Source organism: Bacillus sp. FSL L8-0199, from assembly GCF_038005705.1.
GTDB lineage: Bacteria > Bacillota > Bacilli > Bacillales > Bacillaceae_G > Bacillus_A > Bacillus_A cereus.
In genome coordinates this window covers 5,286,155-5,299,183 of the sequence record NZ_JBBOTS010000001.1, presented here as the reverse complement: position 1 = coordinate 5,299,183, position 13,029 = coordinate 5,286,155, and the positions used below count along the sequence as shown (strand labels likewise).

Sequence of the window (13,029 nt, the reverse complement as noted above, 5' to 3'; positions counted from 1 at the left end):
TATAAAGGTAAGTTTTACGATACATACTAACCAATGTAGTGTATCCCTTTGTGAAGGCTTATTTTTGCCTTAAAGTTATGTGGAAATAAAAATCTAGATAGGGTTGGTTTTGGTCAGAATGAAGACAATATGTACTTTGAAAATAGTCATCTATTTTGTCTAAAGAGAGTTGTGCGATTAGTGGACCGAAGTTGAAAGATGATAGTTTCTTACATTGTTAGATAAATATAAGGATTACAGAATATTCGACTAACACGTTACTACGGTCATTTTTGAGACTGTTTAAACAATAAGAAAGAAGGTGTTTTACTCCTTAGTTACAATATCTTTTTAGTAAAGATAAGCTTAAGTAACCTCCGCTAAAGATTATATACTTAAATGATAAAGAGTTCAACAATGGTTCACATATTTTCCCAAAAATAAAAAAACGGCTGTTTTATGTGGAATAAAACAACCGTTTTTTTATATTAGATTTCTGTTAAGATTATTGGTTCACCGCGTGTTACGACAACGGTATGTTCACATTGTGCAACAAGACTTTTATCTGGTGTAACGAATGTCCAACCATCGTCACCACGTTCAATAATATGATCAGCTTTCATAGAGATGAACGGTTCTACAGCGATAACAAGACCATCTTTTAGAAGCGCATTATCCATTGGGTCATAGTAACTTAAAATGTGATTTGGTGCTTCATGTAAGCTAAGACCAATGCCGTGACCAGTTAAGTTTTGAATAACATTGTATCCACTTTTATGTGCGAAGTTTGAAACAGCACGACCAATTTGATTTTGTTTTGAGCCAGCTCTAACCTTTTTCATTGCTGCCCAAAATGCATCAACCGCTGCTTGGCAAAGCTTTTCTTTTGCCTCGTCTTCTCCAAGTACAAATGAAATGCCTGTATCTGCATAATAGCCATCAAGTGCAGCAGATACATCGACGTTTACTAAGTCGCCTTCTTTTAATACACGATCTCCTGGAATACCATGAGCAACTTCTTCATTTACACTAATGCAAGTTACACCTGGAAAATCATATTCTTTTTCAGGTGCAGAAATAGCACCATGCTCATCTAATACTTTTTTACCGATCAAATCAAGCTCTTTCGTTGTCATACCTGGCTTCGCTTGTTTTTTCATTTCTTCACGTGCAAGCGCAACGATGCGGCCGATTTTTCGTAAGCCTTCTAAATCTTGTTCATTACGAATAATCATGAAAACCACTGTCCTTCCTCGAATATATATCTTATCCGATTGTATCATGTTTATTTTCGTCCTGCTACTCGCTTGCGGTATGCAGGTTGATTCCTCTCATAAAGAATACATGACAATTGTCATATCGATGTCATGACGCATCATACTGTTTCCTAAGTTTTCCAAGGAATACAATGTAAATATAAGAAACAGCGGGGGTGGAGAGATGGAAAAGATTATTGAAGTAAATGATGTTTCTAAAACATTTAAACATAAAAACGCAGTAAATAATGTTTCATTTCATGTAAATAAAGGGGAAATAGTAGCGTTGCTTGGTCCGAATGGTGCGGGGAAAACAACGACGATGTCAATGATGCTTGGATTAAAGGAACCAACGGAAGGTAAGGTCTCTATATTTGGAAAGAGTCCAAAGCATAGAGATGTTCGTAATAGCCTCGGTGCGATGCTGCAAGAAGTAAGTGTCATTGATAGTATTACGGTGGAAGAGGCAATTGAGTTATTCCGTAGTTATTATACGAATCCTATAGAGAAAGAAACGTTACTGCAGTTATCAAATTTAGAATCAGAGCGAAAGCAAAGATGTGAGAAATTATCAGGTGGGCAAAAAAGAAGGTTAAACTTTGCGCTTGCACTTGCGGGAAATCCGGATTTGTTATTTTTAGATGAGCCAACAGTCGGAATGGATATTACGTCTCGAAGAACGTTTTGGGAAACGATTCGAAAGTTAGCAAGTGAAGGGAAAACGATTATTTTAACGACGCATTATTTAGAAGAAGCAGATGCTTTAGCAAATCGTATCTTATTATTTGCGAACGGAAAGATTATCGCAGATGGTACACCAGACGAAATGAAAGCAACGATTTCGAGAAAAACAATCACATTTTACTCAAAGGAAAGCATTCCTACAAAATTACTAAAGGAATTACCAAAAGTAATAGAAGTAAAGTCAAACGAAGGACGCTTCATTTTAACAACGGAGGATACGGATGCAACTTTAAAAGCCATTTATCAAAGGAGTTTACCTGTAACAGATGTTTCAGTTGAACGTGGAAGTCTTGATGAGGCATTTGAACAATTCGTTGCAAATCAGAAGGAGGAAATCGCATGAGAGCGTTATGGATGCAGTGCAAAATAGAAATTTTACGTACATTCCGCAATAAATTATTTATCTTTTTCTCATTATTAATGCCTGTTATGTTTTACTACATTTTCACAAATGTTGTTCAAGTACCACAAAACGGAGATGCGTGGAAAGCACATTATTTAATTTCGATGGCAACTTTCAGTATTGTAGGGACTGCACTCTTTAGTTTCGGTGTAAGACTTTCTCAGGAAAAAGGGCAAGGATGGACACATCTTCTAAAAATTACACCGCTTCCAGAGGGAGCATATTTAACAGCAAAAATTATCGCTCAAACAGTAGTAAATGCTTTTTCAATATTAGTTATCTTTATTGCAGGGATACTAATTAATCATGTTGAGTTAACGGTAGGGCAATGGATTGGTGCGGGGTTATGGTTATTGTTAGGGGTAACACCATTTTTAGCGTTAGGAACAGTAATAGGTTCCATTAAAAAGGCGGACGCAGCTGCTGGCTTAGCAAATATTTTAAATATGAGTTTAGCCATAGTTGGCGGGTTATGGATGCCGATTGAAGTATTCCCCAAAATATTAAGAACGATTGGTGAATGGACACCAACATACCATTTCGGAAGTGGTGCGTGGGATATTGTAGCTGGAAAATCAATTGGATGGGAAAATATCGCGGTATTAGGAGGTTATTTCCTTATATTTGTTGTAGTATCAATATATATAAGAAAAAGACAGGAAGCGGTATAAATGATAGAGAAGAAGAGGATTGAGATTTTTCCGAAACATATGGGATTCTTTCCGTACATGTGGTTTGTTTATCTATTATTTCCAATTTATCACTTAGCACAAGCATCAGGATGGAAGCTTGTGCTAGGGAGTGGTATGTTGATACTCTTTATTATCACATACCGTCAGCTTTATTTTGTTCAGAAGACGTTTATTTTATGGGCATGCATTCAAATGATACTCATCTTTTTATTTGCTTTATTTTATAATCCTTTTATGATATTTTTTGGCTTTTTCACAGCAAGTGCGATGGGATTTGCGCCAAATAAGAAAGTATTTCGAGTGCTGTTATGCTCGTTAGTTATAATGCTTGGAGCATTTTTATTTGTAAATATGAATCAACTAACACCAACAAGTTTAGTAAATATCGTCCCGATGTTTATTTTAATGCTTCTTACGCCATTTGGTATGCGTAATTTTAATCAGAAAAAGATGTTAAGAAATCAATTAGATGAGGCGAACGAGCAAATTAAAGACTTAGTAAAACGTGAAGAACGGCAGCGGATTGCAAGAGATCTTCATGACACATTAGGGCATACGTTATCTCTTATTACTTTGAAAAGCCAGCTTGTAGAGAAGTTAATCGCAAAAAATCCAGAGCGTGCAAGTGCGGAAGCGAAGGAAATTACACAAACGTCTCGTACAGCCTTAAAACAGCTGAGAGAATTAATTTCTGATATGCGTATGATTACGGTAGAAGAAGAGCTAGAGCAAATAAAAGCGATCTTACAAGCAGCTAATATTAAATTAGAAGTGAGGCAAGAAGCAAGATCGAGCTCGTTATCACCAATTGAACAAAATATTGTCGGGATGTGTTTACGTGAGGCCGTTACAAATGTTGTAAAACATAGTAAGGCGACGCGGTGCGCAGTTTCTGTATTAGAATCGCAAGGTGAGCTGATTTTGAAAGTAGAAGATAACGGAATCGGTTTAACAGATCAAAATCATGATGGAAATGGTATTCGCGGCATGAAAGAACGAATTGCTCTTATTGATGGATTTGTTGAACTAGGTACAATCAATCCAGGGACGTTGTTAACAGTAAAAGTTCCAGTTGTTATTAGAACAGGAAAAGATGAGGTGAGGGCATGATCCGAATTATTATTGCAGAAGATCAGCGGATGCTTCGTGGTGCGTTAGGGGCTCTGCTTGATCTAGAAGATGATATCGAGGTAATTGGACAAGCGGCAAACGGGGAAGAGGCGCTAAAATTAATTGAATCGTTAAAACCGGATATAAGTATCATGGATATTGAAATGCCGATTCAAAGTGGATTAGATGTTGCTGAAGCGTTAAAGAAAGAAAAATCATCATGCAAAGTAATGATTTTAACAACATTTGCACGGCCGGGATATTTTGAAAGAGCAATGAAAGCTGGTGTGCACGGCTATTTATTAAAGGATAGCCCAAGTGAAGATTTAGCTGCAGCAATTCGTAATGTAATGAAGGGGAAACGAGAGGTCTCCCAAGATTTAATGTTTGGCTTATGGCAGGAGCAAAATCCGTTGTCAGATCGCGAAAAGGAAGTATTGTTGCTTGCGAAAGAAGGAAAGACAGCAAACGAAATTGCGAAGGCACTTTATCTTTCACCGGGTACAGTACGTAATTATATTTCTGAAGTATTAGCGAAGCTTGATGCGAAAAATAGAATTGAAGCAATTACAATTGCGGAAGAAAAGGGATGGATATGAAAAGAAGTTTACCTATGATTGGTAAACTTCTTTTTTTATTATTGTACCGCTATTACTTTATTTATTTTTTGTAACGGTTTGTAACCGTGTGCTTCAAATGCCTTTGCAAATTCATTTGATACGGCAGTGCCATATAAATCTTTTGCAGCTTGTACGATGTGAGATTGAAGTGATTCAAAGTCTTCAGCGGAAGTTGCATAATTTTGCAATGCACGCATAACAACTTTACTGACTTTTTCATTGCCTTGTTTTTGGACAGCAATACCGTTATATGTTTTACCTTCAGCTAATTGATATAATACGTGACTGATAATACCAGAATTCACGTGTGATTCTTGATTATTACCATCGTTATAGAAATCTTGTAAATTTGTATATAGTTTATGACCGCCGTCACCAATTTCCCTTGGGATATCACGAATTGTTAGGCCACCTAATGTATCGCCCATAATCCAGTTTCCTTTATCTTTCTTTACGTAATATTCGATTTGTGTACCCCAGAAATCCGCTAATCCCTCGTTTAGTGCAGATGTTTCAGCACTTGGATATCTCACGACTTTATTTTTCGTCGTGCCACTAAATACAGCATGTCCAAATTCATGAGCTGTTACATCAAGAGCGGATGTTAGTTTTCCGTCTAAACCATCACCAAATACCATTTGGTTCCAAGCGGGATGCCAAAATGCATTTACATAGTCTTCTTTTACACCATCACTAACTTCAGTAGAATCAAAACCGTGTACACTAGCAACAACTTTTGAATCTTTATTGTCGTAACTTTTTAGATTATGTTCTTTCTTAAAGTAATCGTAAATATCACTCATGTTCTTCATAGCGCCCGCGGCTTCTTTATCTGCAAAACTAGGAGTACTACTTGAAATTAGTGTCCCTGGATAACCAGCTTGACTATATCCCCCGAGGGAATCAGCGTAGTTTGCATTATAAATATAAATACCATTTCCGCGTGATAAATCCGCTAAATAAAATTTTCCATCAGTTCCTTTGGCAATATTGAAAGAGATGTTTTCTTGAAGTGCATTTTTCCCAGTTCCTTGCTCACTTGCAGGGGATAATCTAGGTGATGTTACTTGATTTATAGTCTTATTCTCTTTGTTTTTAATGAATTTTTCTTGAAAAAGTACTTCGCCAGTTTTTAAATCAACGATAGCATTGCCGTTTATAATTTGTTCATTGTTTTCATAAGTAAATGTAATAACAGTTGCGAATGTATAATAGCCATCTTTTTTCTTATAAACAACGGTTTCGTTAGAGAATTCTGTCTCAACTGCATCACTTGGAATTTGAACTATATCGCGTAATTTAGATTTTACTTCATTTTTCGACAAAAAATTTGTTATAGTAAGATTAGGTTGTTGATTTAAATTTTGAACAACTTTACCACTAACAGTTGTGATTACTCCATTTTTATCTACTTTTACAATGAGATCTTGGCCATATACTTTATAGTTTTTATATGTTTGTGCAAGGCGAACTTCGGTTTGATTTTCTTTGGTTTCTTTATTTGTAGGTTGGAAATCTACATTTTTTTCAGTAGTGACTTGTTCTTGTTGAGCTTTCGCCCCATTTACCTCACCTTTTAAATACTTTTTAGCAATATTTTCTTTCGTATCATTTTGAGGTTGTGTTAATTTCCCGATTGTTAAACCAGGCTGAGCAATTTCAACTTTGACTACACTTTTGTCTAATTCTTGAGCATGAATAGCTTCTGTTGATAAAGGGCAAAGAAGACCGAATGTAACGAAAGCACTAGCAAGTTTTCTATAATTCATCTATAACACTCCTAATCTATTATTGTATGTGAGATGAATTGTATGAAAAATTTGCCGAATTTTATATATATTATGCATTATTTCATATCAAAAATTGTCGAATTCACATTATTGTAGTGGTATGACAACTTAACAAATTAGATTGTTATAATGGGATGGTGAGTAAGTATGCACGCAGAGAAATTAGGAAGTGAAATTAAGAAAATTAGAGTGTTGAGAGGATTAACACAAAAACAGTTATCCGAGAACATATGTCATCAATCGGAAGTGAGCAGAATTGAATCGGGTGCGGTATACCCAAGTATGGATATATTGCAAGGTATTGCAGCAAAGTTACAAGTTCCCATTATTCATTTTTATGAGGTACTCATTTATTCCGATATTGAGAGGAAAAAGCAGTTAAAAGATCAAATCATTATGCTTTGTAAGCAAAAGAAATATAAAGAAATTTATAATAAAGTATGGAATGAGTTGAAAAAGGAAGAATATCATCCTGAGTTTCAGCAATTTCTTCAATGGCAATATCATGTAGCAGCGTATGTATTGAAGAAAATTGATTATGAATATTGTATTTTAGAATTAAAAAAATTGTTAAATCAACAATTAACTGGGATTGATGTGTACCAAAATCTTTATATAGAGAATGCAATTGCAAATATTTATGCTGAAAATGGTTATTTTAAGAAAGGTATGGAGTTATTTGAAGGTATATTAAAGCAATTAGAGGCATTACCTGAAAATAAAGAGTTTGATGTGAAGGTAAGACATAATTATGCGAAAACATTATACTTAGATAATCAATATGAAGAGGCTCTTTATCAAATAAATAAAGCTATTGAAATATCTTGTCGAATTAATAGTATGGCATTGATTGGGCAACTATACTATCAAAAAGGTGAATGCTTAGAAAAGCTAGGCTATGATGAGACAGAGAGTGAAGAGGCTTATGAAAAAGCTTATTTCTTTTTTGATATATTAGAAATGCATACGTATAAAGAAAAATTTATGAAAAAAATGAAGAAATAAAATAACGCAAAAACTAAATATGCATAATTGCATAATATATGGATAAATTTTCATGATATATTAAAAGAAAAAATGTGGGTGATGGAATATGAAGAAACTACTTATAGGTAGTCTATTAACGTTAGCAATGACATGGGGTATTTCATTAGCGGATACAGCTTTAGAGAAAAGCAAAGTAATTTCTCATGATGATCAAGAGGTACAATTAGCTTCAGATATGCCTTTTGAGTTTTAAAAAAACAACCGTCTTACTTAGACGGTTGTTTTTTTATGGAGTAACATCCAAACATCTTTACTAGAAACAGGTTTGCTAATAAAGAATCCTTGAATGTGATCACAATTTTGTTTATGTAAAAATTCCCATTCTTCTTCCGTTTCTACACCTTCTGCAATCACTTTTAAATTTAGTTCTTTTGATAGTGTAATAATGGAAGAGACAATTGCTTCTTCTAAAGGGCTAGTTGTAATTCCACAAATAAACTCTCGAGCGATTTTTAATGTGTTGATTGGATATTTTGTTAAATAAGCTAAAGAACTATAACCAGTTCCAAAGTCGTCGATTGAAATTTGAATACCGAGATTTTGAAGTTGTTCTAGTTTTGCAACTACAGATTGATTTTGATTAATCGCGATGCTTTCCGTAATTTCAATATCTAGTGCTTCTGGTTTTAGTTCTGTTTCTTCCAACACCTTTGAAATAGTTGGGATTAAATCTGCATGGTTAAATTGAACAACAGATAAATTTACACCAACTTTTAAGTGAGAAAAACCTTGATTATGCCATCTTTTTGCCTCTAAACAGGCAGTACGTAAAATCCAATTGCCAAGTTCAATAATAAAACCAGTTTCCTCTGCTAGAGGGATAAATTGGGCAGGAGATACGATACCGAGTTTTGGATGCTTCCAACGTATTAATGCTTCAAAACCGATAATTTGTTTTGTTTTTGTGCTTACTTGTGGTTGGTATTCAAGGAAAAATTCATTTTGTTGTAATGCTTTTGAAAGTTCACCTTCTAAGAATTGAATTTCATTTTGAGCGATACTCATTTCTTTTGAGAAGAAAACAAATCTGTTTTTTCCATTTGCTTTCGCACGGTACATAGCCATATCAGCATTTTTCATTAATTCATTTACATCAGTTCCATAATCAGGGTACATCGCAATTCCGATACTTGGTGTAATAGAGAGTTCTTCGCCTTGAATGAAGAATGGTTTGTTTAAAATAGTTAAAATCTGTTCAGCTATAAAAATTGCACTTTTTTCTGAGTACATTTCTGGTAATAGAATTGTAAACTCATCTCCACCTTGGCGAGCGACGATATCTTTTGAACGCAAGCAACCGCGTAATCTTTTTGCTACTTCAATTAATAATAAATCTCCGACGTCATGACCAAGTCTATCGTTAATTTTTTTAAATCGATCTAAATCAAGGAATATGACGGCGACATCATTTGCGTTAGTTTGAGCTGTATTTAAAATGGCTTTTAAATCTTTTTCGAACTTTCGGCGATTTGGTAATCCAGTAAGTGCATCGTGAAAGGCTAAATGCTCTACTTGTTTTTGTTTTTCGTATAAAGTGGTAATATCACGCGCTATCCCAAACATTCCGACCACTTCTTTGTTTATAAAAGTAGGGATAAGTGTAATATGAAGATAATAATAATAGTCTTCTTGTTCTTTTGTACGAACTTCTAACGTTTGTGGCCTACCTTCCTTTGTAATTTGTAAAGCCTTCTTTAGTAGTTCGTGGTCTTTTGAATCAATGAAGTGTACCAGAGAATAGCTTGCCACTTCGCAATAATAGGCAGTAAATAAGCTTTCGCAAGCCTTATTAGATTGTTGAAAAATGCCATTCATATTTAAAGAGAAAACGGCATCGGGATGATCTTCGAATAAAGATTTATAGCGTTGTTCACTTTTTGATAATGCAAATGCACCTTCTTCAACTTCGTCCTCTAGTTGTGTAGTCAACTGTTCGTATGTAAGGATTAGTGCTTGATTATCTTTCCACATGTAAAGTTGCCGCAAGAATAACAAAATAAGTGATAATACGAGACCAATTAACATAAATTTATCATCCCAAGGTTGAATGATAATAAAGGAAAAAGTAATAATTATACTAAAATAAGGTAGTATAAAACGTACATAATCGAATCGATAATATTTTGCTTTCGTTTCATGTTGCATTGGTTTATCCAAGATATATAGTATGGAAGAAAGTCCAATTAATAAAATAGAAGCAGTGTGTATTAAATAATTAAATTCAGGAGAAGTTTTCATCCCAAAATTTAATTGAAACAGATGAATGTAACCGTATACGAGTATAATAGTGAAACCGATAATTAATGCGATTCTACTAGAAGAATATTGTTCTCTTCTATATAGACTAATAACGGCGTAAATTACTAATGATTGTGCAATAAAATAGCCAATTAAAATCCAAGTTTCCTTTGTTAGCATACGGAAGCTTGAAAGGTCCAAGATAAAAGTTAAAGTGAAATAAATGTTCATAATAACAATAAATATGCTATCGAATGAAAATTGAGCAAGACCCTTAATAGAGTAAATTTTTATAAACTTTATAGCAAATCCAACAAAGAGTAAAACATATTGTATGATAAAAAAAGGTAATGCTTTATATGAGAATATAACTTGCTTATGAATAGAAAGTGAAGGAAGAAATAAAGTTATCTCCATAGCTAACCCGCATAGACAAGTACATAATAATAAAATCCAAAATAATTTATCACCAGGCGTCATTTTTCTAATCGCTTTACATAAGCAATAGCAAGAAAAAAGTGCAGCGAAACAGAATAAGAAAAGAATCCCGATTTCTTTTATATTCGACTCACTTGGTATAAGGAATATCCAAAGAGCAAATATAAATATGTATATTATGACAGATTGTATATACTTTTTTTGATTAATCATATTATGACTCCGTTTCAATAAAGTTGAATCTCGGGGAGAAAATGCTAATTTAAATAATAGCATATAAAATAGAATATTTTTTACTATAAAAATTACTTTTTTGAAAAAATGGTGCAAAGTTACAATTTACCACTGTAACATTGCACCACTTATTCTTTTAATTCCTCTTATAGCAGAAAGTTCATCTATTAATTGGAATAGTGCTAAGTCTTTTTGTTTACTTTCAATCATAATATCGAAATTATGATTATTTTTTTTTGCAATGTGTAAGAAAGGCTTAATAAACTCTAAATCGATATATTCAGCATGAGCCCTAAATTCTTTTTCCGATCTCGGGGAGGAAATGTGAACTTTAGGAGAGATATTTGTATGTGACCAAGTTTCAAAAATTGCAGGAAGCAACTCTTCTAGTGGTTCCTCGCAAAGGTTGGCCATATGATGATGATAATCAAATACAAATGGAATATTTTCTTTTTGGCAAATTGATAAAGTTTCAGCGGTTGTATAGGTTTTATCATCATTTTCAAGAGTCATTTGTTTTTTTATATGTGTAGGAAGTTTTTTTATGTTTTCATGGAAGCGCTCAATTGCCTTTTCTTTATTTCCATAGGCTCCACCTACATGAATATTAATGTAAGAAGAATCTGCAATGCCTATAGCATCCAATATTTTATAATGGTAAGTCATATCCGTAATAGCGTTAGTAGTAATATGTGGCTTGTCGCTTGTAAATAGCGTAAATTGATTTGGATGAAAACTTATTCGTAAATTGTGTTCTTTAATTAAAGCCCCTATTTTATGCCAAAGTGGTGTGAATAACCCAATATAGTCAAACTCGACTTCGGGATGTGTTGCAAGTGGGACGATGGAAGACGATAGGCGATATAGTGGGATTTCATGTGCTATATTGTAATGAAGGATACGTATTGTGTGCTCTAAATTTTGCCTTATAACATGGTACAGTTTGTCTTCTCGTTCTTGCTTGCTAAGTTTCTTAAAGCTTGTGAACGTCATTGTTTTGGCAGGAGAACAGTCCCAGAGTGCCATTGCATGTGAGACATATCCAAACCGTATAATCATATGAGATACACCTCTTTTATTCATTGTCTTTCCTATAAAAAGAAAGCAAGCATTGTTCCAATCCATTCCTTTCCTCTATCGATAAGAGAAGGCGGGTTTACATCGCTATAGGAAAGTACGGATGCATTCTCTAGATCTTCATGAAATTTATTTTTTACTGTTTGAATGAAATGTTTATTATATAACAGGCAGTTTATTTCATGATTAATATATAAACTTCTCATATCAAAGTTTGCCGTTCCAATATCACAAATATCATCGTCCACTATAATAATTTTGGCGTGAAAAAACCCTTGTTGAAATGCATAAATATTGCAACCAGCCTGTATTAATTTTCGGCAGTACGGGAATTTTGCTTCCCGAACGAGAGGGTGATCAGCTTTTTCTGGAACAAGAATTGTGATTTGAACCCCTCTTTCTCTTGCTTTTAATAAGGCATTCATAATTTTTTTTCCAGGAATGAAATATGGCGTACCGATACAGATTTCTTTTTTTGCTCCGTTAATTAAATGTAAAAAAGTATGCTGTAAATAAGCACCATCAGTCGGAATAAATTGATGCAGGATGGTACCTGGTTGTTGTTTTGGAAAATAAAGAGAAGCATCCAATAAATTCTGTTTCGTATCATCAAACCAATCATGCAAAAATTGCTTTTGTAAATCTTGAACCCCTTCTCCTGTAAGACGTAAATGATAGTCTCGCCATAATCCTAAGTGTTCATTATGCCCTAGATACTCTTCGCCAATATTAAATCCCCCGATATAGCCGGTTTTCCCATCAATCACTGTAATTTTTCTATGATTTCTTTGATTGGCAGAAAAGAAAGGAAGAGGAAATTTTACCTTATGACAAAATGAAAAAGATACACCATGTTTTTGCAGGGAGCGAATAGCTTCGTTTGATAAAGAATGGCTGCCAAATCGATCAAGTAAAAGTCGTACTTCAATTCCTTCCTGAGCCTTATCAATCAACAATTTTAAAAATTCACGACTGATTTTATCGGTTTTTACAATGAAGAATAAAATATGAATGTGGTGCTGTGCTTGTTTTATGTCAGTAAATAAAGCGTCATATAAATCTTTCCCGTATGTATAAAGGCGAAAATCACTTTGACGTAAAGGGAAAGTGCGAGAGCTTACCCGTTTTAAATGAAGAAGTCTCCCGTATGAAAGGTCAATTGTAATCCAAAGAGCAACGGATATTAACAAAAGAGATAAGTAGAGCATCAGTGAATTCCCTCCTTCGCATTCTTTTCACCTTCAGTGTGTTACAAATGATACGGGTAGCACGGTTGTTATTATAAAGTTCATCAGAGGATAGTATGTTGCATTGATGAAAGTTGCACTTTATCCCGCTTTAAAGGGCAGTAAGCCTCACACCTCAAAAACTGTTGAATAAGTAGAAGTTAGTTTGGAAATC

Annotated in this window: 11 protein-coding genes; 6 read left to right on the top strand and 5 right to left on the bottom strand. The window is 34.2% G+C overall.

Going from position 1 to position 13,029, the window contains the following annotated elements; all coding sequences use genetic code 11:
- Window positions 1–467 precede the first annotated feature (467 nt).
- The gene (map, locus tag NST86_RS27460) at window positions 468–1,262 is read right to left on the bottom strand and encodes a type I methionyl aminopeptidase (RefSeq protein ID WP_003313889.1); all 795 of its coding nucleotides are present in this window, start codon (window positions 1,260–1,262) and stop codon (window positions 468–470) included.
- 157 nt (window positions 1,263–1,419) lie between these two features.
- Here map and NST86_RS27455 point away from each other — a divergent pair, with 157 nt between their 5' ends.
- From NST86_RS27455 to NST86_RS27440, 4 genes are read left to right on the top strand one after another with little or no spacing between them, the layout of a single operon-like run.
- The gene (locus NST86_RS27455; protein WP_000411113.1) at window positions 1,420–2,322 is read left to right on the top strand and encodes an ABC transporter ATP-binding protein; all 903 of its coding nucleotides are present in this window, start codon (window positions 1,420–1,422) and stop codon (window positions 2,320–2,322) included.
- Window positions 2,319–3,053 (top strand): ABC transporter permease, encoded by a 735-nt coding sequence (locus NST86_RS27450; protein ID WP_001202427.1) that lies wholly within the window; start codon window positions 2,319–2,321, stop codon window positions 3,051–3,053. The genes NST86_RS27455 and NST86_RS27450 overlap by 4 nt, the downstream gene beginning before the upstream one ends.
- A complete protein-coding gene (locus tag NST86_RS27445) occupies window positions 3,054–4,184 on the top strand; it encodes a sensor histidine kinase (RefSeq protein WP_137026007.1) in 1,131 nt (376 codons plus the stop codon).
- A complete protein-coding gene (locus NST86_RS27440) occupies window positions 4,181–4,783 on the top strand; it encodes a response regulator transcription factor (RefSeq protein ID WP_000619244.1) in 603 nt (200 codons plus the stop codon). Before NST86_RS27445 ends, NST86_RS27440 begins: the two co-directional genes overlap by 4 nt.
- 38 nt (window positions 4,784–4,821) lie before the next feature.
- Here the strand turns inward: NST86_RS27440 and NST86_RS27435 are convergent, their stop codons facing one another.
- Window positions 4,822–6,573, bottom strand: coding sequence for a M4 family metallopeptidase (locus NST86_RS27435; protein ID WP_001109514.1), 1,752 nt, complete (start codon window positions 6,571–6,573; stop codon window positions 4,822–4,824).
- Window positions 6,574–6,741: 168 nt separating this feature from the next.
- On the opposite strand from NST86_RS27435, the gene NST86_RS27430 reads away from it, so the two are divergent.
- Together NST86_RS27430 and NST86_RS27425 are read left to right on the top strand one after the other, a co-directional pair.
- Window positions 6,742–7,599: a helix-turn-helix domain-containing protein gene (locus NST86_RS27430; protein ID WP_000542906.1), complete on the top strand. Its 858-nt coding sequence runs from the start codon at window positions 6,742–6,744 to the stop codon at window positions 7,597–7,599.
- An 88-nt stretch (window positions 7,600–7,687) separates the two neighbouring features.
- Window positions 7,688–7,834 carry a quorum-sensing peptide PapR gene (locus NST86_RS27425; RefSeq protein WP_016118950.1) on the top strand — a complete coding sequence of 49 codons (147 nt, stop codon included), beginning with the start codon at window positions 7,688–7,690 and terminating at the stop codon, window positions 7,832–7,834.
- A gap of 17 nt (window positions 7,835–7,851) precedes the next feature.
- Here the strand turns inward: NST86_RS27425 and NST86_RS27420 are convergent, their stop codons facing one another.
- The 3 genes from NST86_RS27420 to cls all read right to left on the bottom strand — a co-directional run bounded on the left by NST86_RS27420 (window position 7,852) and on the right by cls (window position 12,836).
- Window positions 7,852–10,530 (bottom strand): DUF4084 domain-containing protein, encoded by a 2,679-nt coding sequence (locus NST86_RS27420; RefSeq protein WP_340934751.1) that lies wholly within the window; start codon window positions 10,528–10,530, stop codon window positions 7,852–7,854.
- A 126-nt stretch (window positions 10,531–10,656) separates the two neighbouring features.
- Complete coding sequence (gene uvsE / locus NST86_RS27415) at window positions 10,657–11,610, bottom strand: UV DNA damage repair endonuclease UvsE (protein WP_016118948.1); 954 nt, start codon at window positions 11,608–11,610, stop codon at window positions 10,657–10,659.
- A gap of 32 nt (window positions 11,611–11,642) precedes the next feature.
- Window positions 11,643–12,836, bottom strand: a complete 1,194-nt coding sequence (cls, locus tag NST86_RS27410; protein WP_016118947.1) for a cardiolipin synthase — start codon at window positions 12,834–12,836, stop codon at window positions 11,643–11,645.
- Window positions 12,837–13,029 lie beyond the last annotated feature (193 nt).

What these genes read in the sequence shown, in the direction of transcription:
- map (WP_003313889.1), bottom strand. Translation starts at nt 1,262, where the DNA reads ATGATACAATCGGATAAGATATATATTCGAGGAAGGACAGTGGTTTTC.
- NST86_RS27455 (WP_000411113.1), top strand. Translation starts at nt 1,420, where the DNA reads ATGGAAAAGATTATTGAAGTAAATGATGTTTCTAAAACATTTAAACAT.
- NST86_RS27450 (WP_001202427.1), top strand. Translation starts at nt 2,319, where the DNA reads ATGAGAGCGTTATGGATGCAGTGCAAAATAGAAATTTTACGTACATTC.
- NST86_RS27445 (WP_137026007.1), top strand. Translation starts at nt 3,054, where the DNA reads ATGATAGAGAAGAAGAGGATTGAGATTTTTCCGAAACATATGGGATTC.
- NST86_RS27440 (WP_000619244.1), top strand. Translation starts at nt 4,181, where the DNA reads ATGATCCGAATTATTATTGCAGAAGATCAGCGGATGCTTCGTGGTGCG.
- NST86_RS27435 (WP_001109514.1), bottom strand. Translation starts at nt 6,573, where the DNA reads ATGAATTATAGAAAACTTGCTAGTGCTTTCGTTACATTCGGTCTTCTT.
- NST86_RS27430 (WP_000542906.1), top strand. Translation starts at nt 6,742, where the DNA reads ATGCACGCAGAGAAATTAGGAAGTGAAATTAAGAAAATTAGAGTGTTG.
- NST86_RS27425 (WP_016118950.1), top strand. Translation starts at nt 7,688, where the DNA reads ATGAAGAAACTACTTATAGGTAGTCTATTAACGTTAGCAATGACATGG.
- NST86_RS27420 (WP_340934751.1), bottom strand. Translation starts at nt 10,530, where the DNA reads ATGATTAATCAAAAAAAGTATATACAATCTGTCATAATATACATATTT.
- uvsE (WP_016118948.1), bottom strand. Translation starts at nt 11,610, where the DNA reads ATGATTATACGGTTTGGATATGTCTCACATGCAATGGCACTCTGGGAC.
- cls (WP_016118947.1), bottom strand. Translation starts at nt 12,836, where the DNA reads ATGCTCTACTTATCTCTTTTGTTAATATCCGTTGCTCTTTGGATTACA.